General features: G+C 70.3%; 16 protein-coding genes and 1 pseudogene. 6 read left to right on the forward strand and 11 right to left on the reverse strand.

All coding sequences use genetic code 11. The features are described 5' to 3' along the window. Positions 1–1,149: 1,149 nt before the first annotated feature. Entirely contained in the window at positions 1,150–3,147 is a 1,998-nt protein-coding gene (locus ACZ7NC_RS16540; RefSeq protein ID WP_471488827.1) for an AfsR/SARP family transcriptional regulator, read from the reverse strand. Positions 3,148–3,333: 186 nt separating this feature from the next. Between ACZ7NC_RS16540 and ACZ7NC_RS16545 the strand changes: the two genes are divergently transcribed. Next, positions 3,334–3,894, forward strand: a complete 561-nt coding sequence (locus tag ACZ7NC_RS16545) for a sigma-70 family RNA polymerase sigma factor (RefSeq protein ID WP_471488828.1) — start codon at positions 3,334–3,336, stop codon at positions 3,892–3,894. 24 nt (positions 3,895–3,918) lie between these two features. On the opposite strand, the gene ACZ7NC_RS16550 is transcribed toward ACZ7NC_RS16545, so the two are convergent. Further along, positions 3,919–4,563, reverse strand: a complete 645-nt coding sequence (locus tag ACZ7NC_RS16550) for a hypothetical protein (protein ID WP_471488830.1) — start codon at positions 4,561–4,563, stop codon at positions 3,919–3,921. A 143-nt stretch (positions 4,564–4,706) separates the two neighbouring features. On the opposite strand from ACZ7NC_RS16550, the gene ACZ7NC_RS16555 reads away from it, so the two are divergent. After that, positions 4,707–4,925, forward strand: coding sequence for an anti-sigma factor (locus tag ACZ7NC_RS16555; protein ID WP_471488831.1), 219 nt, complete (start codon positions 4,707–4,709; stop codon positions 4,923–4,925). 162 nt (positions 4,926–5,087) lie between these two features. On the opposite strand, the gene ACZ7NC_RS16560 is transcribed toward ACZ7NC_RS16555, so the two are convergent. Then, on the reverse strand, positions 5,088–6,023 hold the full coding sequence (locus tag ACZ7NC_RS16560) for a hypothetical protein (protein ID WP_471488832.1): 936 nt from the start codon (positions 6,021–6,023) through the stop codon (positions 5,088–5,090). 183 nt (positions 6,024–6,206) lie between these two features. Between ACZ7NC_RS16560 and ACZ7NC_RS16565 the strand changes: the two genes are divergently transcribed. Next, positions 6,207–10,646: an FtsK/SpoIIIE domain-containing protein gene (locus ACZ7NC_RS16565; protein WP_471488834.1), complete on the forward strand. Its 4,440-nt coding sequence runs from the start codon at positions 6,207–6,209 to the stop codon at positions 10,644–10,646. A 307-nt stretch (positions 10,647–10,953) separates the two neighbouring features. Here ACZ7NC_RS16565 and ACZ7NC_RS16570 read toward each other — a convergent pair whose 3' ends face one another. The 4 genes from ACZ7NC_RS16570 to ACZ7NC_RS16585 form a co-directional block, all read right to left on the reverse strand. After that, entirely contained in the window at positions 10,954–12,369 is a 1,416-nt protein-coding gene (locus tag ACZ7NC_RS16570) for a hypothetical protein (protein ID WP_471488835.1), read from the reverse strand. A gap of 18 nt (positions 12,370–12,387) precedes the next feature. Next, positions 12,388–13,020, reverse strand: coding sequence for a hypothetical protein (locus ACZ7NC_RS16575; RefSeq protein WP_471488836.1), 633 nt, complete (start codon positions 13,018–13,020; stop codon positions 12,388–12,390). Continuing rightward, positions 13,017–13,313 (reverse strand): hypothetical protein, encoded by a 297-nt coding sequence (locus ACZ7NC_RS16580; RefSeq protein ID WP_471488837.1) that lies wholly within the window; start codon positions 13,311–13,313, stop codon positions 13,017–13,019. Before ACZ7NC_RS16580 ends, ACZ7NC_RS16575 begins: the two co-directional genes overlap by 4 nt. Before the next feature lie 109 nt (positions 13,314–13,422). After that, complete coding sequence (locus ACZ7NC_RS16585) at positions 13,423–13,722, reverse strand: WXG100 family type VII secretion target (protein WP_471488839.1); 300 nt, start codon at positions 13,720–13,722, stop codon at positions 13,423–13,425. A 267-nt stretch (positions 13,723–13,989) separates the two neighbouring features. Here ACZ7NC_RS16585 and ACZ7NC_RS16590 point away from each other — a divergent pair, with 267 nt between their 5' ends. Next, positions 13,990–14,541 (forward strand): YceI family protein, encoded by a 552-nt coding sequence (locus tag ACZ7NC_RS16590; protein WP_471488840.1) that lies wholly within the window; start codon positions 13,990–13,992, stop codon positions 14,539–14,541. Positions 14,542–15,005: 464 nt separating this feature from the next. Here the strand turns inward: ACZ7NC_RS16590 and ACZ7NC_RS16595 are convergent. From ACZ7NC_RS16595 to ACZ7NC_RS16605, 3 genes and pseudogenes are all read right to left on the reverse strand, one after another. Next, positions 15,006–17,278, reverse strand: a pseudogene (locus ACZ7NC_RS16595) (PAS domain-containing protein). A 7-nt stretch (positions 17,279–17,285) separates the two neighbouring features. Further along, positions 17,286–17,876, reverse strand: a complete 591-nt coding sequence (locus tag ACZ7NC_RS16600) for a GtrA family protein (protein WP_471488841.1) — start codon at positions 17,874–17,876, stop codon at positions 17,286–17,288. 305 nt (positions 17,877–18,181) lie between these two features. Further along, on the reverse strand, positions 18,182–19,009 hold the full coding sequence (locus ACZ7NC_RS16605; protein WP_471489069.1) for an NAD(P)H-binding protein: 828 nt from the start codon (positions 19,007–19,009) through the stop codon (positions 18,182–18,184). A gap of 123 nt (positions 19,010–19,132) precedes the next feature. Here ACZ7NC_RS16605 and ACZ7NC_RS16610 point away from each other — a divergent pair, with 123 nt between their 5' ends. Further along, positions 19,133–19,531, forward strand: a complete 399-nt coding sequence (locus ACZ7NC_RS16610) for a winged helix-turn-helix transcriptional regulator (RefSeq protein WP_471488842.1) — start codon at positions 19,133–19,135, stop codon at positions 19,529–19,531. 13 nt (positions 19,532–19,544) lie between these two features. Here ACZ7NC_RS16610 and ACZ7NC_RS16615 read toward each other — a convergent pair whose 3' ends face one another. Then, on the reverse strand, positions 19,545–20,021 hold the full coding sequence (locus ACZ7NC_RS16615) for a MarR family winged helix-turn-helix transcriptional regulator (protein WP_471488844.1): 477 nt from the start codon (positions 20,019–20,021) through the stop codon (positions 19,545–19,547). 90 nt (positions 20,022–20,111) lie between these two features. On the opposite strand from ACZ7NC_RS16615, the gene ACZ7NC_RS16620 reads away from it, so the two are divergent. Further along, entirely contained in the window at positions 20,112–20,510 is a 399-nt protein-coding gene (locus tag ACZ7NC_RS16620) for an HGxxPAAW family protein (RefSeq protein WP_471488845.1), read from the forward strand. Positions 20,511–20,524 lie beyond the last annotated feature (14 nt).

The raw sequence follows: 20,524 nt of genomic DNA on the forward strand, positions 1-20,524 counted from the left end.
CCACCTTATCTCGCAGCCGGCCACCGGAGGGGATCCCGGAGCCACCTACTGTCTTGCGTGGACGGGGAGCAGCGACGGCGCAGGAAAGGACGCCACTCGACGGACAGGCGATTCAGGCGGACGGCACTTCGGTCTTCTCGGACAGACCTCAGTCCTGCGAGGGGCCCTATCCGGGCACCAGGATGATCTACCTGGGCGTCCTGGACTTCCCGAACGAGGACGGTCGCGCCCCCCGTACGTCTGCATTGCTGAGAACGCAGGCGCATGAACGGGGGCAGCAAATGCGCACAGCCATAGCCGCGCTGAGTCGGCTGCCGCTGTAAGTAAGCAGCGAAGTACAGCAACCCAGCAATCTCCGGCACCCAACACTGCTGTACGGCGTGCTGAGGGGCAGCTTGCAGGATCACTGAGAGGAAGCGCACGGTGCGATCAGAGGGCAGCTTCTTGCAGCACTTGCCGAGGAAGGCCCGGATGTCGCGGGCGGTGAGCCGCGTTAGCTTTCTTCCTGCCGAACTCGAGCGTCACGTGGTTGCGGACGAGCGATTCGTGGTTGACGTAGGTGGTCCGGCGGACCTGTCCCTTCGCGACGTTCGACAGGCACTACGTCAGGTACTGGGCGATCGTCAACTTGCCGATGGCCACCGGGCGGCCAGTGAGGGAGTCGGCCTTGAGCTTGGTCAGCTTCTCGTGCGCCGCGTCCCAGGTCTTGCCGTGCGCCGCCTATCTATGCCGCCCGTCGTCAGAACGCAGGCACTGTCCTCCCAGCGCCGTCCTTGAGCTGGTGGATGGTGCCTTCGTTGTTGGCGTTCTTCTTCGCTTGGGCTATCAGGCGGCTCCCCGTGAACTCGCTTCATTCAAGATCGGCCGCCGCTGCGTCGTGGCGCACTTGGGCGGCGCGGTGGACGTAGCGCCGAGGGCGACCGCGTTGCCGCGGCGGCCTTCGAAGGCTCGGAGTCGGTCCCCAGCGTGGCAAGGTCGGTGATGTTGTTGGGCGCGACAACCTTGCGCTGTACGACGGAGAAGAAGAGCTCCGCTTGATTCATCCAGGAGATGTGTACCGGCGTGGACAAGCACGGCATTGGGGATGGCGGAGGCGAGGCGGTCGACGGCTCTTTGGGCGCGGCCTGAGACGGACCAGCGGCAGTCACCTCACTCGTCTCGCTTCCGGGCCTTCGCCTGCTGTTGAAGATCCGAGGCCGCCTTGCACCCGTCGTCGCGCCGCGGAGCCTCCTCCGGGCAGTGGTCCTCGGCAAGCTCGACGGCGTAGGCGCGCAGCAGGTCGTGGAAGGTGTAGCGGCCCGGAGCGTGTTCGATCAGCAGGTTGGCGTCGGCCAGTTCGGCGAGCAGCTTTCGGGTCCGGCGAACCGGGTGTCCCGCGAAGCCGGCCGTGGCCGGGGCCGAGAAGTCGGCGTCCGGGTGCATCGCCAGCAGAGAGAAGAGCCGGGCGCTCTCGGGGCTCAGAGCATGGTACGACCAGGAGAAGACACTGCGGGCGTCGGTGACGGGGTCGCTGCTGCTGAAGGCATCCAGGCTGCCGTGGCTCTCACGCAGTTCAGCGGCCATGGAGGCGAGCGGGAAGTCGGGATTCGTGGTGGCGCGAGCCGCGACTATGGCCAGGGCCAGCGGGAGGTGTCCGCACAGAGCGATGATGTCGTCCACGGCCCCCGGCTCCGCCGCTACGCGTCCCGTGCCAAGACGGCTGCCGAGGGCCTCGCGGGCGTCCTGCGAGGTCAGCGGGCCGAGCGGGATTGCCTCCGCGCCATCCGCGGCGATCAGGCCGTGGAGCCGGTCCCGGCTGGTGACGATGGTCAAACAGCCCGGGGTGCCGGGCAGCAAGGGCCGAACCTGGTTGGCGTCGCGTGCGTTGTCCAGCAGTAGGAGGACCCGTCGGCCTGCCAGGATGCTTCGGTAGAGGGCCGCCCGGCCGTCCAGATCCACCGGAATACGCTGTGGAGGGACGCCGAGCGTGTGTAAGAAACCCCGCAGCACCTCCGTCGGGGGCATCATCCGGCCTGTGGGATCGAACCCGCGCAGGTTGACGTACAACTGTCCGTCGGGGAAGAAGTGCGCCACCCGGCGGGCCCAGTGCACGGCCAGTGCGGTCTTGCCGATCCCGGCCATGCCACTGATCACCCTGATCGCCACCGCGGTCGGCTGTTGCGGGTCGCCGTTTGCCTCACCGTGCGGGAACAACGCGAGAATGTGGGCGAGTTCGGGCTTTCGACCGCTGAAGCCCGGCAGGTCGGCCGGTAACTGGGCGAGACGGACACTCCCCCTTGCCACATCGCCGTCGGTCGGCGCGGGAGCGGCCACATGCGCCGGGACCGGACCTGGAGCTGACGGAGGCACTGGTACCGCGATCTGGCGGAGCACATCGTGGTGGGCGGCGCGCAGTTCCGGGCCCGGGTCGATGCCGAGCTCATCGGCGAGCCGGCCGCGCACAGCGGCGTGCACATCCAGCGCCTCAGCCTGGTGACCGGTAATGGCCAGGATCCGGATCAGCCGGGCCTGCAACGCTTCGTCCAGGGGATGACGGGCGGCGGCGCGCTGTAAAACGGCCAGAACCCGTTCGGGGGCGGTCGACTCCAGCGCGATCGAGGCGGCGTCCTTGACGGCGGCGAGGTACTCGCGATCCACGGCGGTGAACACCGGATGCGTCCGTATGTCCTCGGGGATCCCTGTCGCCACGTCGCCTCGCCACAGGGACAACGCCTCAGCGAACCGTTCCGCGGCCTTGTCCGGTGTCTCCTCTCCGGCCGCGCGGCGCGCCCGTTCGGCAAGCCGGCGGAAGCGCAGCAGATCCACGGCGTCGGGCACGGTCTCCAGCCGGTAGCCCCCGGAGCCGCGTACCAGACGACTCACCACCCCGGCCGTGCGGCCGGGCAATGCCCTCGGCTCCGACTGCGGTTCAGGTTCCAGCAACCGACGTACCGCTCCTATGTGCCGGTGCACGACATTGAGGGCGCTACTCGGCGGATCCTGCGGCCACAGGACGTCGACGATCTCACTGCGGCTCAGCGTCTGTCCCGACCGCACCAGCAGGAGCGCCAGAAGCGCCCGCTGCTTGGGCGGGCCCAACTCCAGCTCGACATCGTCCCGCCATGCTCGGACCGGGCCCAGGACTGTTAATCGCACACGCACAGCCACGCAGTCTAAGCACATCGAACAGTAGTCGCATAAGGCGCCTGCTTGACTGGCGGATTCGGACCGGTGACGTCTGCTGACCAGGGCGGGCAATGCTCGGCACTCGTTCGGCACGGTTTCGACATCAGGTCTCTCTACGCTCACGTCGCCCCCGCGCGTTCGCGCATCCGCAAATTGAGGAACCACAAGATGAGCACCTGTGAGTTAGCCGTGGCCTCCGCCCCCGCGGCGGCGCCCATCGACCAGCCCGCAGAGTTTCTGGAGGCCCTGTACCGACAGCACGGAGCGGTACTGCTCCGTTTCGCGGCCGGCTTGCTGGGCGGTGACTGGCACCGGGCCGAGGACGTCGTGCAGGAGGCCGCCATCCGTGCCTGGAAGCACACTGCGCAACTCGACCCCACCGCCGAAGAAGTGCGCCCCTGGCTGTTCACCGTCGTACGGCATCTCGTCATTGACGGCCACCGCGCGCAGCAGGCGCGGCCGCCGGAGGCCGGCGACCTGGACATGACGCGACTGCCCATCGCGGACGGCATCGACAAGGCGCTCACCGCGCAGATCGTCGTCGAGGCCATGGGCGACCTCCCACCCTTCCAGCGGGAGGTCCTGCTGCACGTGTACTACCTCGGGCGCACCGTGAACCAGACCGCCGCGGTATTGGGCGTTCCGCCGGGCACCGTCAAGTCCCGTACGTACTATGCCGCCCGGGCACTGCGGGAGGCCCTGCGCTGCCGGGGCGTGCTGTCGGCGTGAGCCGCCGCGGCACGCGGCGGGGTGTCACAGCTGGTCCCGCTCGATGGGATCGACCCTGAACGTGACGCCCTTGTCCGTCAGAGTCGCGGTCGTCAGATCGAACGCGGGCGCCGAAGCCGGCAGGCCGTCGGTCCAGGCGATCCCGGCCTGACGACCGCTCGGAAGCACGATCAGGGCGTACCCGACCTCGGAATCCCCCGCCGAGCCGCCCGCCCGGTACACCCCGGCCGGCGCCTCGGCCCGTCGCACATCGAACCTCACGGTCCACTCGCCACGGCCCGTCGTGCCGACCAGGCGGTCACCCTGGACGGTCGCGTCCAGCAGTGCTCCGTCGTCGCCCTGAAGGATCATTCGGCCGTCGCTGACGGTTCCCTTCAACCATGCCTCCTGAGTGGACCCGTCGGACAGATAGGCGATGACCTTGTCGGCCCACACGATGACCGCGAGCGCCGTCCTACCGTTCTTGCTGACTCCGACGTACCGCGCCTGTTCGCCCTCCCGGGGGCGGGTTATCCGCTCGTCGGCCTGCTGTGAAGTGCCGGTCCGCGCCGCGGCGGGTGACTTGGCCGTGTCGGGTGCGGTGCCGCCGCCGACGATATTGGCGATCACGACCGTGAGAGCGACGGACAGGGCGGCGATAGCAGCGATCAGCGACCACCTGAGCTTCATGGTTGTCTCCGGGATTGAAGCGGGCTGTGGCACGGTCGACGGATGCCGTCGAGAAGTGGTTCACCCGGTTGGTGAACCATCGGCGCCCGGCCGCCGTCTCGTCAGGGAAGGCCGGGGCAAGGCCACACGACTGGAGAGCGACGGTGAACTGTGGACAGAAGCGCATCGACATCGCGGCGTACGCCTTCGGCGGACTCGACGCCCGTGACTGGCAAGCCATGACACGTCATCTGGCCGACTGCGAGTTCTGCCGGGCCGAACGCGATGGCTACGCGGACCTGGTGAAACTCATGGCGACTGTGCACCCGTGGGAGGCCGGCGCGGCATGGGCCGGACGGCGGCGGGAGGGGACAACGGGGTAGCCGACGGATGCCGACGAACGGCGAGCGGACCGAGGGGCGCCGGTGCGGGGGGAAGCGCGCCAGGCGGACCGAGGTGCGGCCGGACATACTCCGCACGGTGAACGATCACGGCGGCTGGTGATGGGTCTCCCACGGCGGGTGGGGGCAGGGACCGGGCCGCCGTCACCTCATGCGCGCGGCGTGGACGTCGATGCGCAGCCCCAGCGCCCCGGTGCTGAGCGAACCGTCCGCCGCGACCGTCAAGCGCCAGTCCGCTTCAGGTGTGTCGCCGAGCACAATCAGTGCGTCCGCCGCGCCGAGGCCGGTCAAAGCCGCGCGTTCGTGGGCGAACTGCACGGCATCCACGACGAAGAGCCGAGGCAGCCGATTGGAGGTCGGACCGGGGCTGTTACCGCCTTCGATCATCTTGAAGACCTGGGTGACCTCGGACACCGAAGATGCGGCCACCGCGCTGTCCGCACCCCGGGTGAGCGCTTCCTGCACGGTGGCCGCCGTGTGCAGCCGAGCCGAGCGGAAGCTGAGCCGGGCGATGATGCCCACCGTGGCCGCCGGGCCGATGAGCGTGACCTCCGCGAGGCGCCCGACGGGGGCGCTGAGCACCTCCGCGACCATGGCCCCGACAAGTCCCCGTACGTGGTCCTCGGTGCCCGCGACCGCAATCGCGGACGGCGCCCGCCACAGATTGACCAGCACGCGCTCCGAGTTGGCGAGGCCCAGGGTGACGGTGAGCGCGTACGGGTGCTCCGGAAGCCCCGGGGTGGGGGCGCCGACCGTCTCGACCGACCACTCCTCACCCGCCTCGTCCGTCGTCCATGGTGCGGGAGCGTTCAGGTCGGCGTCGGCCAGCCGCAGCGTCAGCCGCTCACCGGACCAGACCACGGCGTACACGTCGGGCAGCGCCCGCCCGGCCGTCAGGCAGGATGCGACCAGGCCGCGCAGGCCGCGGTCGACGGCGGCCAGCGCTTCCTGCCCGCTGACGGCGGGGGACACCGCAGACCGTCGCCGGGCCGCCGCCCCCAGCTCGGTGATGATCAACGCTGCGGCGCAGCCCAGCAGCGCCACGCCGAGCACGACAGCCAGGACAACGGACGGGGTCATGCAGTCACCCTTGTCACTAGGAGTTGGTAAGAGAGGGGTCGGCGGCTCTACGGGCGGCGCGGCTAAGCGGTTCACCGGTCGGCCGCGCCCTGCCGTGAACCACCCAGCCGCCTTCTGCGTAGGGGCACTGCGGACGGCCCACCGGCCGCGCCGACTGCCCCCGCCAACCAACGGAGATGCCCCGTGCGGCTGATATTCACGGTCGTCGACGACGTCGGCGACGCCTTCGACGTGCACCTCGACGCCGACCCCGACACCCCCGTCGGAACCATCGCGTGGGCGCTCGCCGCCAAGACGGGGACCGCGCTGCCGCCGTCCGGCTCCGGGCTGCACGTCGAAGGCGTCGAGGTGCCCCCGCAGACAACGCTGCGTGACTCACCGCTGCGGGACGCCGCCGTGGTCGGGCTCGGACGCTCGGCCGGCAGCCCGGCGGCTGAGCCTCGCGGCTTGGTGGAGGTGCGCGCCGTCGGTGGTCCGGGCGCGGGCGCGGTCTACCGCCTGGACATCGGCGACTACCGGATCGGCCTCACAACCGACGGTATCCCCCAGGTGGGTCGTGGCCGCCCCGACCGGCCGTACGCACTGCTCACCGTGGGGCCGGGCGGGCGCTGCACCGTCACCCCACAAGGCGGCGACGAGAAAGCCGGGGACGGCGCCAAGACCGGAAGAGGCGAGAAGGCCGGGAAAAGCGAGAAGCAGGCGGCGCTCAGCCTGGACCGCACCGAGGTGGACGGCGACACGCCCTGGCCGTTCGGCGCCGAACTGCTCGTCGGTGACAGCTTGTTGGACCTCGCCCGCCCCGAGCCGCCCGACGCCGCCCTGCAGCCGTCCGAGGACGGCGCCGGCTGGGACTACAACCGGCCCCCCCGGCTCCTCCCGCCCACCCCGCAGACCCGGTTCACCCTCCCCTCCCCGCCCACCGCACCGGAGCGGCGGCCACTGCCCTACATCACGGCGATCGCCCCGCTGGTCATGGCGGTCGCCGGTGCGCTGATCTTCGGCAGGCTCCAGTTTCTGCTGTTTGGCCTGCTCTCGCCGGTCGTCATTGTCGGCAACTACCTGATGAACCGCCGCTCCGGCCGCGAGTCGTATGCGGCCAGGGTCGCCGCCTACGAGGAGAAGAAGACCCGCATCGAGGCCGATGCGCAGGACGCCCTGGTGGCCGAGCGCACCGCCCGCCGCGCGGGCTTCCCCGACCCGGCGAGCGTTCTGCTGACCGCCGTCGGCCCGCGCCGCAGGCTGTGGGAGCGCCGCACCTCCGACGCGGACTTCCTGGAACTGCGGGTCGGCACCGCCGACCAGCCGTCCGAGGTGGTGCTGCAGGACCCCACTCAGGACGAGCACCGGCGTGAGATCCCCCGGGACGCCTTCGACGTGCCCGTCACAGTGAACCTGCGCGAGCACAAGGTGCTGGGCATCTCCGGGCGCGGACCCGTCCCTCGCGCCGTGGCCCGCTGGGCCGTCGCCCAGGCCGCCGCCCTGCACAGTCCGCAGGACCTTCTGATCCACGTCCTCACCACCGGGCAGCGCGAGAACTCCTGGGCGTGGCTGCGCTGGCTGCCGCATGTGCGCCAGTCGGCGGGCGACGGCCTGGCCACCGTCGGCACCGACACCGAGACCTCCGCCCGCCGGGTTGCCGAACTGACGGCCCTCATCGCGACCCGCGCAGCCGCGATCCGTGAGCGCAAGACCATCTCCCAGCCCGATGTACTCGTCGTACTGGACGGCGCGCGCAAGCTGCGCTCGCTTCCCGGAGTGGTCCAGATCCTCCGGGAAGGGCCGGCCGTGGGCGTACACGCGGTCTGCCTGGACGAGGAGGAGCGGCTTCTGCCCGAGGAGTGCCTCGCCGTCGTCGTCGAGGAACCCGGCGGCACGCTGCGGGTCGGGCGCTCCCGCTCGACCACCCTGACCGGGGTCCGTGCGGACGCCGTCTCCACCGAGTGGTGCCGCTCCGTCGCCCGGGCCCTCGGTCCCGTACGCGACACCAGCGGCTCCGCCGAGGACGCCTCGGTGCTGCCCGCCTCCGCCCGGCTACTGGACGTCCTCGCGCTCGACCCGCCCACGGCAGACGCGGTCGCAGCCCGCTGGAAGGCCGGCGGCCGCACGACGACAGCCGTCGTCGGTGTCTCGCTGGACGGTCCGTTCGCCGTCGACCTGCGCCGCGACGGACCACACGGCCTCATCGCCGGAACCACTGGCTCGGGGAAGTCGGAGCTCCTGCAGACCCTCGTCGCCTCGCTCGCCGTAGCCAACCGGCCCGACGCCATGACATTCGTCCTTGTGGACTACAAGGGCGGCTCCGCCTTCAAGGACTGTGTCTCGCTGCCGCACACCGTCGGCATGGTCACCGACCTCGACGCCCACCTCGTCGAACGGGCACTGACCTCACTGTCCGCCGAGCTCAGGCGGCGCGAACACATCCTCGCCGACGCCGGCGCCAAGGACATCGAGGACTACGTGGACCTGCTGGCCCGCGAGCCGGGCCGGGCGCCGATGCCCCGGCTCCTCATTGTCATCGATGAGTTCGCCTCGATGGTCCGCGACCTGCCGGACTTCGTGAAGGGCCTGGTGAACATCGCCCAGCGGGGCCGGTCCCTCGGCATCCACCTCATCCTGGCCACCCAGCGCCCCGGCGGGGTGGTCTCGCCCGAGATCCGCGCCAACACCAACCTGCGTATAGCGCTGCGCGTCACCGACGCCAGCGAGAGCCAGGACGTGCTGACCGCCCCCGACGCTGCCGCCATCCCGAAGAGCGCACCGGGCCGCGCCTACGTTCGGCTCGGCCAGACGTCCCTCGTCCCGTTCCAGGCCGGACGTGTCGGCGGCCGCAGGCCCGGAATGGCGGCGACCGCGGCACCCGAGCCCTGGATCGTCACCTTCGGCTGGGACCAGCTCGGCAGACCGCTGCCGGCCGCGCCCCGCGCCGCGCAGCGCGAGACGGGCGACATCGTCACCGACCTCGCGGTCCTGGTCGATGCCGTACGCGGCGCCGATACCGCCCTCGGCATCCCGCCGCAGCACAGCCCCTGGCTGCCGCCGCTGCCCACCACCCTCACCATGGAGGCGCTGCAACCGATCTCGCCGGCCCCCGACGGATACGACCTGCGGCCCGTCGCCTACGGGCTCGTCGATCTCCCCGCGCAGCAGCGGCAGGTGCCGATCGTCCTCGACCTGGCGACCCTCGGCCATCTGCACATCGTCGGCTCACCCCGGGCCGGACGGTCGCAGGCGCTGCGGACCATCGCCGGCGCACTGGCGGCCGCCCACTCCAGCGCCGACCTCCACCTGTACGGCATCGACTGCGGCAACGGCGCCCTCCTCGCCCTCGACGGCCTCCCGCACACCGGCGCGGTCGTCCAGCGCACCCAGCCCGACCGGCTGGCCCGGCTGCTGAACCGGCTCAGCGCGGAAGTGGCCCGACGCCAGGACCTACTGGCCGAACGAGGCGCCGCCGACTTGCCGGAACTGCGCCGCGCCATGCCCGCCGAGGAGCGGCCTGCGCACATCGTCGTCCTCCTCGACCGCTGGGAGGTGTTCGACAAGACCCTCACCGAGTACGACTCGGGCGCCCTGCTCAACGGCATCCTCACCCTGCTGCGCGAGGGCGCCAGCGTCGGCGTGCACGTCGTGCTCGCCGGTGACCGTACGCTGTTCTCCACCCGGGTCAGCTCCACGACCGAGGACAAACTCGTCCTGCGGATGAACGAGAAGGCGGAGTACGCCATGATCGGTGTCCCGCAGCGGGCCGTCCCGGACGACATTCCCTCTGGCCGCGCGCTGCGTGCCGCCGACAAGGCCGAGGTGCAGATCGCCCTGCTGGACGCCGACCCCACCGGCGCGGCCCAGGCAGCGCTTCTCCAGGCCATCGCCGCGCACCGGGCACAGGTCGACGCACATGTGCCGCACGCCCGCCGCCCGTTCCGTGTCGATCTGCTGCCCGACCGGCTCACCCCGGAGCAGGCCACCGCGTATCTGCCCCCGCCCGAGGAGCGCTCCGGCCCGCTGTGGGCGCTGGTCGGAGTGGGCGGCGACGAACTCACTGCCCACGGGCCCGACCTGTCCCTCACCCCTTCGTTCCTCGTCGCCGGTCCGCAGCGCTCCGGCCGCAGTACGGTGCTGCTCACCATGGCGCTGTCGCTGCTGGAGGGCGGTACCTCGCTGCTCGTCGCTGTACCGCGCCGCTCGCCGCTGCGGCAGCTCGCCGGGCGGCCTGGGGTTCTCGCGGTGTACGAGGGGCCGGACATCCCGAAGCCGGAGTTGGAGGAGGCGTTGGAGGAGACCACCGGTCCGGTGGTGGTGATCGTCGACGACGCGGACCTGCTGCAGCAGACCAAGGCGGAGCCGGTGCTCAGCGACATTTGCCGCACCGGAGGGGAGCACGGCCGCGGCCTGATCCTCGCCGGTCAGACCGAGCGGCTGGCGAGCGGCTTCTCCGGCTGGTTCGCCGAGGCCCGCCGAGGCCGCCAGGGCGTGCTGATCAGCCCGCAGGCGGTCGGTGACGGTGACCTCATCGGCGGCAAGATCCCGCGCAGCAGGCTGGGTGCCGGACGGCCGGGCCGGGTGTTCTTCAGCGCGGGCGATGGCAAGCTGAAAATGCTTCAGGTGCCGGAAACAACACTCTGAGACGCGAGGAGCGGCGAGCGAAGTCGCACTCCCCGCCACCCGGGTCACCGGGAGGGGGGAGTGCGATCGGTGTGCCGGGCTCAAGCCCGCGGCTAGGGCCTGTCGTTTGGATCATGCCGGCGTCGCGGGGCCTGGCACGCACTCCCCCAGAGGGGGCCCCAGCCGCGTTGTCGTCGGTCGCCGACTTCCCCACTCTCGACTTCGCTCGAGCGGGGGGACCCCCATCGCCCCCGCTCGGGCGGTTGAGAGGCGCAGTCTCTCTCGACCGGCCTGATCCAAACGACGAGCCCTAGTGGTGCGGCGGGACTCAGGCCCGCTGGGGAGCGGCCTGAGGTGGGTTCTCCTGTTCGTCTTCTCCCTGCTGCTTGACGGTCTTGATGGCCTCCGACAGCTGCCAGCCGGAGTATCCGATGCCGATGGCGATACCGAGACCGACGCCCCCTCGGTCGCTCCAGATGGCGGCCAACTGAAGCCTGGTCCACTGCGCCGCGTCGAAGTAGACGGTGCCGCCCGAGGCGGTCGAACCGTTCGTTGGCGCTGTGGACGGCGGCCTGGTCGGCGGCGGGCTGCCGGGCGGTGTGCTGGACGGGTCGCCGACCGATGGCGGCCTGGTCGGCGGAGGCGTCGGCGTAGGCGTCGAATCCGGCGCGGTGACGAACGAGTCGCTGGACGACGGCGGCCGACTGCCTGGAGGCGTCGTGGACCCCGCCGGCGGGCGGGCGGGGAGGTTCTGCAGCGGGATGTTGTTGCCGCCGGCCCCGCCGCTACCGGGCGGCCGAAGGAAGTTCTTGCCGGACTGCCCAAGGTTCTTCAGTACGTTGGCGATGCCGCCGCTCGAGACGATTTTCGACCACGCGGCGACCCCGCCGAGCCCGAGCCCGAGGACGCCGAAGACGATTCCCGCGATGTCCCACTCACCGGTGGCGATCCCCTTACCGATCGACAGTCCCAGCGAGGCGACGCCCAGCGCCAGGCCGATCGCGATCCCGACGCCCTGTAGCCCCGGTACAACCAGGCATACCACCGCGACGACGACGGCCACGATGCCGAGCACGAGACCTAAGATCTCGTCCCAGATGCCGTCCCAGAAACTCTTCTTCTTCACGGCGTCGTCCTTGGCCGTGTCCAGCTCGGTGGCGGCCAGTTGGGCGTCGCTCTCGCGCAGTTCCTTCGCGTCGGCGGCCAGCCGTTTCGCCACTGACAATTCGGACTGGGCGGAGTCCACATTCCCCTGCGCGGAGCTCTTCGCCGACTGGGCGCCGGCTATCGCGTCCCGGGCGGCGATCCGGGACTGTTCGTCGTCGGGAGGCTGCGCGTTCTCCAGGGAGGACAGGTTGGCTCCGGCGGACTCGACCGCTGCCAGCGCCAGGTCGAGTCGGCTCTTGGCCTCCCGCCCCTGCTGCAGGGCCCGGTCGGCCTGGTCCTGGTGAGCTTCCAGCTTGGGAATGTACGCCGTCAGTGCCTCCGCCGCCCGCCGGTAGGAGTCCCTGAGCTGACCAACCTGCTTGGGTAGTTCGTCCAGCACCTCCCGCAGCTTCTCCATGGACTTGCCCTCGCCCAACTGGCCGTCGTTGACCTGGGAGACGAAGGTGAAGGTGCTCTCCGCGTCGTCGGCGATCGCGTCGTACTCGGCGGCGAGCCTGCGCAGGATCTCCGGGTCCCCCGGGGTGGGGTCCTCGGACAGGCCGAGGACCTCCCACTCGGCTGTCGCGGGCCGTGTCATCTCACGATCCTCGCTTTCTCATATGTCGAACCTGAGGGTGCCGGTGATGGCGTCGAATATGTCGAAAAACGAGTCCACCAGCGTCAGGTTGGGGGTGGTGCCCGCAACGACCAGCAGGGAGTCGGTACCGGGCAGGGGGATCAGGGTCTGCATGATCGCCACTCGCGCCCAGCCGCGCCCGTAGAAGTCGATGTCCTCCACCGAGGTGGCACGGCCGGCCGGCCCCACGTTCGGCAGTTCGATGACCTCGTTCCGCTTGGCCCGGGTGCCCTTGCCCAGCGGATTGCGGGCGCCGTACACCGCGTAGCCGAGCATCAGTTCGCTCAGATCGGGAGTGGCGCCCTCCGGCAGATTGATGCGCAGCACCATGACGTTGCCGATGAGTGCGGAGCCGTCTTCCAGGAACTCGAACATGCCCGCGAGCTGAAGCGCTCCCAGGGCGTGCGCCTCGCGAGCACTGCGCCGGGCCGCGCGAATCAGCGACTCCAGCCCGTCGCGTTCCTGGGCACTGGCGGCGTCCCAGTCGATGTCCGCCAGGATGCGTCGGCGGATCGCGACGTCCCGGGTCTTCGGGTCCAGGTCGAGGTCCCACCAGGAATCGGGCAGCCGCAGCCCGTAGTTGACGGGAGTCGTGGTCACGGGACTCGTCACGCGTCGGCTCCCTCGGTGAGTTCCTGCCCCAACTGCTCATCGGTAGAGCGGAAGTTGTCGATGATGCCCTGGGCGGCCTCCTTGAACGTGTCGACGTTCTCCTGGACCCGTTCCTGGCCGCCCTTCCAGGCACCATCGAAACTGCTGACGGCGCTGGCGAGCGATCCGTCGCCGACGTCGTCCTCCGAGCCGACCTTGCTCAGGCTCGCGGTGTTGCTGATCCGGTCGCGAATCTCGTCGAGATTCCGGATCACCTCCGACAGTTCGTCCGTCGGAATGCGAATGACTGCCATGTGCGTACCTATTCCTCCATGAATGCCTAGTTCCGTCTGGGGATACGGCCGGGCCCCGGGCGTCGGCGATAGCACGCCGAGCTCCGGGGCCCGGCCGCCGGGGTACGGGTCAGCCGATCGAGCCGGCCGTCTGGTCGTCAGTGCTGACGAACGCCTGGGCAACCGCCTTCAGGAACTCACTGACGCCCTCCAGGCCCTCGATGGCCTGCTTGGTGCCGTTGTTGTACTCGTCCCAGTACGGCTTGAACTTCGTCTCCGAGCCCGGGGTGCTGTAGGCGGCCGCAACGACGTCGGCCATCTTGGAGTCGGCCTCCTGAAGGCTCTGCTGCATCATCTCCTTCTGGTTCCGCAACCAGGCCGCCGCTTCCTCGATCTCCGCCGGGTCGATGTTGATCTGGCCACCAGCCATGCCATTTCCTTCCGTTCATCCGGTTCGACGAGCTTTTGCACCGCCGTCCCCGGGGCTACGGAGCCTCCGGCGAAACGGTTCACCACTCAGGCCGACATGGGATCTGTGAACCGTTCGTGCCTCTCCCGCGTAGCCCCCGCCGCCGCGCTTGCCGCTTGGGCGGGTTCCCCGCTGCTGACGTAACCGGCGGTGTCCGACCGGAGAACGTTCGCCGATAGCTACGACCTGACGTGCCGCAGGTTGTCCTACGTACTAAAGGAGATCACCATGCTTGCCGCTCCCGTCGACTATGACCGGCTCACTGGTGTTTGGCAGATCGACCCCAACCACTCAGAGGTCGGCTTCACGGTGCGTCGCCACCTGGTCCGGGTGCGAGGTGGCTTCACGCGGTTTTCCGGCACTATCACCGTGAACGAAGGAGCCGCGCGGTCAGCAGTGTGGGCGGAGATCGACACTGCATCGGTCGACACCCGCAATGCCGAACGGGACAGGCGCGTCCGTGGTGCCGATTTCCTCGACAGCAACAACTACCCGACGGCGTCCTTCACATCCGCTGACATCCGGCGAAAGGACGGTCGACACATCGTTGAAGGACAGCTGACCATACGCGGCAAGACGTGCCTGGTCGCCTTAGACCTATTCCTGCTCGGCGTGGGTACAGACCTGGTGGGGGAGACACGGGCGGGATTTCGGGCCTATTCCCGCATCAGCCGCTCCCAGTTCGGGGTGACGCGCAGTGTGCCTCTGCCCGGAGGGGGCACGCTGATCGGTGACACCATCATGCTGGAATTGGAGATCGAGGCGGTCAAAGAGCGCTGACAGTGCCGGCAGGCGAGAACACCACGGATGACGTCGGCCTGTGGATACGGTTCTGATCCACTTCCTGGACGCTGTTCACGATCTTCGGTGCGTCACCTGCTGGGCGAGGCCAACGATGCCTTACGCGGCTTGGGTAGCAGAGGTCTCCGAGACCGGCCACGCCCATGGCCTGCAGTGTCCGGGCCCAGCAGTAGCAAGGGCGTCTCGCCGGGGCATCCCAGCACTCGACCATGACTGCAACCCTGACGGCAACGACGGTGCACAGAGACCGTCGATCATCAAACCGGCAACGACCAGTGCGGGAACAGGCGGACGGCCCTCAGGCCGGGGGTTGCCGGCGCTGGCAGCGTCTGGCGCTGGAGCGCGGCGGCGTCCTCGGCCCGGGCCTTGTGGGACTTGGTCTGGCCCCGTAGCCGGTCCGTGAGGTCCCCGAACTGTTCAGGGAGGTCCTCCCTGTCTCGGAATCACCCCAGGTCCGGCAGCCGGTCCGGCCTCGCTGCGGTTCGGTCCAGCGGGTGGGGCACCGGATCGTCGCGTGTGTCCCGGGCCGCGCCGGGCGTCGTCTGCAGAGCCTGTTCCGTCCAGATGCACTTGCCCGTCGGTGTGTACCGGGTCCCCAGCGCTGCGACAGCGCAGTGATCAGCTGGAGCCCCCGGCCCCCCCCGTCCGTCTCCGTGGCCCGGCGTATGCGCGGCATCGTCAGAGTGCCGTCGAAGACCTCGCAGATGAGGTCGGCGCCGTACAGGAGCCGTAGGCGCACCGGGCCCTTGGCGTGGCGGATGACGTTGCCGACGAGTTCGCTGGCCAGTAGCTCGGTGGTGGTGAGAGACGCGAGGCGACGATGTCGTTGAGGTGGCTCATGATCTCGTCGGGCGGCAGTTCGAGGTCGGCCAGGGTGTGGACGGCCATACGCAGCCGGCTTACGGTGGCCGCCTCCGGCAGGCCGTGCCCCATGACGTCGCCAACGACCAGCGCCACCTGGCCGCCGACAGTGGGATGATGTCGTACCAGTTGCCTCCTACGTCCATGCCCTGGCCGACGGGGAGGTAGCGGGCGGCGGCCGTGCAGGCGGGGACGGCTGGCAGGTCCGGGGGAAGCAGGTTGAGCTGGAGCTCGCGGGAGCGGGTGTGCTCGGCGTCGAAGAGGCGGGCCCGCTCCAGGGGCCTGGGCGACCAGGGCGCTTGTCGCGGTCAGCAGGGTGCGCTCCGCGTCGGTGAGGCGGCGCGGGTGGTCGAAGGTGACGGCGCAGATGCCGAAGGTGTGGTCCGGGGCCGTGAGCGGGGGCAGCGCCCAGGCCTGTGTCGGCGCGGGCGGGCAGGTCGGCCAGCTCGGGGTAGCGGACGGCGAACTCGCGTGGGGTGGACAGGAACAGGGGCTCGCCGGCCAGGATCGCGTCCCACATCGGGTTGGGCTGCGTACGCTCGCGGCCGTCGAGCACGGCGAGGATGTCGTCCGGGTAGCCGACGGAGCCGACGGTGTGCAGCCGGTCGCCCGCCACGGTCTGCACCACCAGACCGGTCGCCTCGAACGGCGGCAGGACCCGCTGGCGACCGCGTCGACCACGTCCGACGAGGTCATCGCCTTGGCGAGGGCGGCCGTCAACTCGCCTATTCAGGTGGCCCGTTCGGCGACGGCACGCATGGCGGACCGGTGTTCCTCCTCCAGCCGCCGCTTCTCGGTGACGTTGGTGAGGTAGATCGTGCGGTCGTCAGGGCCCGGGACCAGCCGGAGGTGGCACAGCCGTCCCCGTTCGGCAGGCGGCCGTCGAAATTGACTGACTTCTCCGCAACGGCGGTCTGCCGGCAGCGGATCTCCAGGCTGGGCACCTGCTCGGCGGCCGACAGGTCCCACAGCAGACGGCCGAAGAGCTCCTCCTCGGAGTAGCCCAGGGTGCATTCGGCCTCCAGGTTGGTGAAGGTGATCCGCCAGTCGTCGTCCATCGCGAAGAAGCCGTCACTCATGTGGCGCAGGGCACGGCTGAGCGCGTCACGTGCGGAACGGGGCTCGATGCTGTCCCAGCCCACGCCTATCATCCGGACGGGCTCGCCGTTGTCGTCGTACGTCGTCCTGGCGCGGGCCTGGGTCCAGCCCCAGCTGCCGTCCAGTTTGCGCATCCGGTACTCGGCCTCGAAGGAGCCGTGCTCCCGGATCGCCCGGTCCACCAGCGCCCGGGTCGGCGGGAGGTCGTCGGAGTGGACGCATCTCATCCAGTTCTCGACCTGGCCGACGTACTCCTCCGGCCGGGTGCCGTACAGCTCCAGGGCCGCCTCGTCCCAGAGCAGTTCGCCGGTCCGGATGCTCCAGTCCCAGGAGACGACGCTGACCTCATTCAGGGCCTGGCGCAGGCGCTCGCCGTTAGGCCCCGGCTGGGTGGGACCGGTGGGCGGCGGTGCTTGCACCATGCGGTCCTCGGTCCAGGCGATGACTGCCCGCAGGAACTCCCAGTGTTCGGCGCTCAGTTCGCCCTGGTCGCCCATCAGGACGCTGAGAGCGCCGGTGCCGCGGTTGCCGGTGTACAGCGGGAGTGCGGTGAGGCCGGTGCCGGGCCAGGCGGCGTCCGGGGTGTCGGTCGCGCCGGCCGGGGCCAGGGGCGTCACCTGGTCGACGATCTCCCAGGAGCGGGCGGGAGCCCGGCCGCCGACACCAGGCGCAGCGCGGTCATCGGACCCCGGAGATGGATCACGCCGCCCCGCTCGCCCACCGCGTGCTGGAGAGCCAGCCGGAGTTGTGGGGGCAGTCGGCGGCTATACGACGGACGGGACCAGCGCGGAGTACGCGGGGCGTCGGGGGCCGGCGACGGTGCGGTCGGTGGACAGGGCGCCGCGGGACTGAATCGGGGCCGCCGCGCTCTCCCGCTCCCTCCTCTGCTCGGCGAACACGAACAGCCGCAGGACCAGGAACCGTCCGATGCCGGCCAGCCCGGAGGCGGTGAGGTAGACGCCCTGCTCCCAGACCAGGGCGGGCGCCGGCTGCACGGCGTACAGGACGAGCATCGCGGCGCTGGTCACCAGGTAGGCGGCGACGGCCGATCCCGAGGACTGGATGTGCCGCCGCCAGCCGGGACGTCGGCCGGTGCCGAAGGTGAACAGGGCGTGCAACTCGGTGCACAGCAGCGTGCCGACGACGGTGACCAGGGCGTTCGCGACCGCCCAGGGCATCGCCGCGGCGAGCACCGGTACGGCCGCGCTGGAGAGCAGCCCGACACCGTCACCGCACACCACGAACCGGGCGAACGAGGAGAGGGGGCCGGGGCGGGCCGGGCGCGGCGAGGAGGGGTCCGTGTGCGCGGGGCCCGGTCCAGCAATTCTCGGTTCCGACAGGCGATGCGACTCCATGGCGGTTTCCTTCCGGGCGGGCGGGATCCTCTGCGGGATTCAGCTCATCCCGGCACGGCTTCAGCGGGGCCTCAGGCCGGCTTCAGCCGGTGTCGATCGGGTTTCAGTTGCGATCGATCGGGCTTCAGTCGCGATTGAGTGGGCTTCGGCCGGGAGCGGGCGAGGCCAACGATGCCGTTGTCCACGGGCGGAAACGATGGAGAGGGCTACCGGACCGGAGGTGGGGCAGGCCTCACCAGGCCCCACCAGCACCAGGCCCCACCATGCATCCCCCCGGCATGAGCCCACCGCACCCGTCCCACGCCCTACTTGAAGGCCCCCGCATTCCGTCCCGCCCAGTCCGCGAAGGACCGGGCCGGGCGGCCGAGGACCCGCTCCACGTCCGGGCTCACCCGGCGGAGCGCGGCCGGCGGGGCGCCCAGCATGTCGAGCGTGCTCTCGACGACTGGTTCGGGCATGGCGCGCAGCATGTGCTCCCGGGCCTGGGCGCGGGTCAGTTCGACGAAGGTCACCGTCTCTCCGAGGGCATCCCCGATCGCGGACGTCTGCTGCCGGGGCGAGACGGGGGCTGGGCCGGTGAGTTCGTAGACCTCGCCCTCGTGCCCCGGTTCGCGCAGGGCGAGCGCCGCGACCTCCGCGATGTCGGCCGGGTCGACGGTCGGCAGGGACACGTCGCCGAAGGGGGCGGCCACCTCCCGGCGCGCGCGGACCATGTCGGCCCACTGGAGGGCGTTGGAGTGGAAGCCGCCGGGACGCAGCATCGTCCACTCCAGGCCGGATGCCCTGACGGCGTCCTCCAGCACCGAGGGGTGGTCGCCCGTGCCGACGCCTTGGGACGACAGCAGGACCACCCGCCGGACGCCCGATTCCTGTACGACGTCCAGGACGGCACCGAGGTCGCCGCCGGCCGCCATGAAGTCGCCGGAGGTCAGCAGGAACAGGGCCTTGGCCCCGGCGAGCGCGGGCTTCAGGCGGTCGGGGTCGGTCAGGTCGGCCTGGCGGTGGCGGGTTCCCGGCGGAACCTCCCCTGCCGAGATACGGCGGGAGACCGCCGTCACCTGCTCGCCGGCCTCGACGAGGGCACGCACAAGTGGCCGTCCGACATTGCCCGTTGCTCCGGTCACCACGATCATCATCGGTCTCCGTTCGAGTTCGGATCTTGTGGTTCGGATCTCGTAGTTCGATCTCGTACGGCGACGCTACTGTCGTGGGGGTAGTAGGTACCTAGAGGAAAGTATTGGCGAACAGGGGGAGTTGTGACCGAGGGCACAGAGATCAAGGCCCCGCCCGGCGGCGATCCGGAGAACGCCTGCCCGATCGCCCCCGTCGTCGACATCGTCTTCAGCCGCTGGACCACGCCGATCCTGTGGGCGCTCCACGAGTACGGCCGGCAGCGCTTCGTCGAACTGGAGCGCCGTATCGGCACCATCACACCGAAGGTGCTGACCCAGCGGCTGCGGCAGTTGGAGCGCGACGGGCTGGTGGTGCGCACGTATCACCCGGAGGTCCCGCCGCGCGTGGAGTACGAGATCAGCGAACTGGGGCGCAGTCTGGCGCCGTTGTTCGCCGCGCTGTCGGAGTGGTCCGTCAATCTGGGCGAGGTGGAGCGCGCGCGGGTGGCCTACGACGGGCGGGAGGGCGGCCGGGGCCGTTGATGAGCCCGGCGCGTCAGTCGGTGCGGCAGTGCTCCTCCAGATAGCCCGCCGCCAGCGCGCTCGCGCGGGTGAACCAGTCGGTCAGGACGGCGATCTCCTCGGCGGAGTAGTCGCCGAAGAGGTCCATCAGCCGGGCGTAGTACGGCTCGTAGATCTCTCGGATACGTGCTTCCGCGTCCGGCTGCGCGGCCACGCGCACCCGGCGGCGGTCCGCCGGGTCGGGGCGGCGGGTGACATAGCCCGCGCGCTCCAGGCGATTGAGGATGCCGGTCACCGCGCCCGTGGTGACGTGGGCCCGCGCCGCCAGGTCGCCGGCCGTGAGCAGGTTCTCGCCGGCTTCGAGGACGTACGCGAAGCAGGTGAGGTCCGTGACGCTGAGGCCGACCTGCGCGGCGATCGCCTGCTGCCCGACCATCGCTGTCGCGACGAGATGGTCCATCGCTGACAGGGCCTGGGCCGGGGAGGCGGAGGGGCGCGGCTTGGCTTGCATCTTCCTGATTACCTTAGCTTGCAAGAGATTTAGTGCCTAAACTTCTTACGGCGTGAGTGATTCTGGTGAGTGAATCTGGAAGGTGGGCACGTGAGCCAGTATGACGAGGGGCACACGGTCGCGGGGTGGACCGGAACGGGGATCGCGACGATCGGTGCCACGGTGCTGGGAGCGGGCATATGTACGGTTTCGGCCGTGCTCACAGGGGGCGGGCTGGGCATTCTGGCGGCAAGTGTTCTCGTCACCTGGGCCCTGCACCTGACCGGGTGGGGCAAGGCGCCGGGCGTCCGGCCGCGCGGGCAGTGGCCCATGGGGGCGCGTGACCTGACGGCGCGGGGCGGGCATCCGGACTGCTGGAGCTGCCGGCTCGCGGGGCGTGGCCGGCGTACGGCCGCGGTGACGTCCGAGGTGGTCGCCACTACGGCCGGGGAGCCCGAGCCCGCTGTCGCCGAGCCCGCTGTCGCCGAGGCCGGTCGGGTCGGTCGCTGAAGGGGCGTTGTCAG

The organism is Streptomyces sp. NPDC111802, assembly GCF_055634335.1.

Excerpts from the sequence above, each read along its gene's own strand:
- ACZ7NC_RS16545 (WP_471488828.1), top strand. The coding sequence starts at position 3,334 with ATGAGCACCTGTGAGTTAGCCGTGGCCTCCGCCCCCGCGGCGGCGCCC.
- ACZ7NC_RS16550 (WP_471488830.1), bottom strand. The coding sequence starts at position 4,563 with ATGAAGCTCAGGTGGTCGCTGATCGCTGCTATCGCCGCCCTGTCCGTC.
- ACZ7NC_RS16560 (WP_471488832.1), bottom strand. The coding sequence starts at position 6,023 with ATGACCCCGTCCGTTGTCCTGGCTGTCGTGCTCGGCGTGGCGCTGCTG.
- ACZ7NC_RS16570 (WP_471488835.1), bottom strand. The coding sequence starts at position 12,369 with ATGACACGGCCCGCGACAGCCGAGTGGGAGGTCCTCGGCCTGTCCGAG.
- ACZ7NC_RS16580 (WP_471488837.1), bottom strand. The coding sequence starts at position 13,313 with ATGGCAGTCATTCGCATTCCGACGGACGAACTGTCGGAGGTGATCCGG.
- ACZ7NC_RS16585 (WP_471488839.1), bottom strand. The coding sequence starts at position 13,722 with ATGGCTGGTGGCCAGATCAACATCGACCCGGCGGAGATCGAGGAAGCG.
- ACZ7NC_RS16590 (WP_471488840.1), top strand. The coding sequence starts at position 13,990 with ATGCTTGCCGCTCCCGTCGACTATGACCGGCTCACTGGTGTTTGGCAG.
- ACZ7NC_RS16600 (WP_471488841.1), bottom strand. The coding sequence starts at position 17,876 with ATGGAGTCGCATCGCCTGTCGGAACCGAGAATTGCTGGACCGGGCCCC.
- ACZ7NC_RS16605 (WP_471489069.1), bottom strand. The coding sequence starts at position 19,009 with ATGATCGTGGTGACCGGAGCAACGGGCAATGTCGGACGGCCACTTGTG.
- ACZ7NC_RS16615 (WP_471488844.1), bottom strand. The coding sequence starts at position 20,021 with ATGCAAGCCAAGCCGCGCCCCTCCGCCTCCCCGGCCCAGGCCCTGTCA.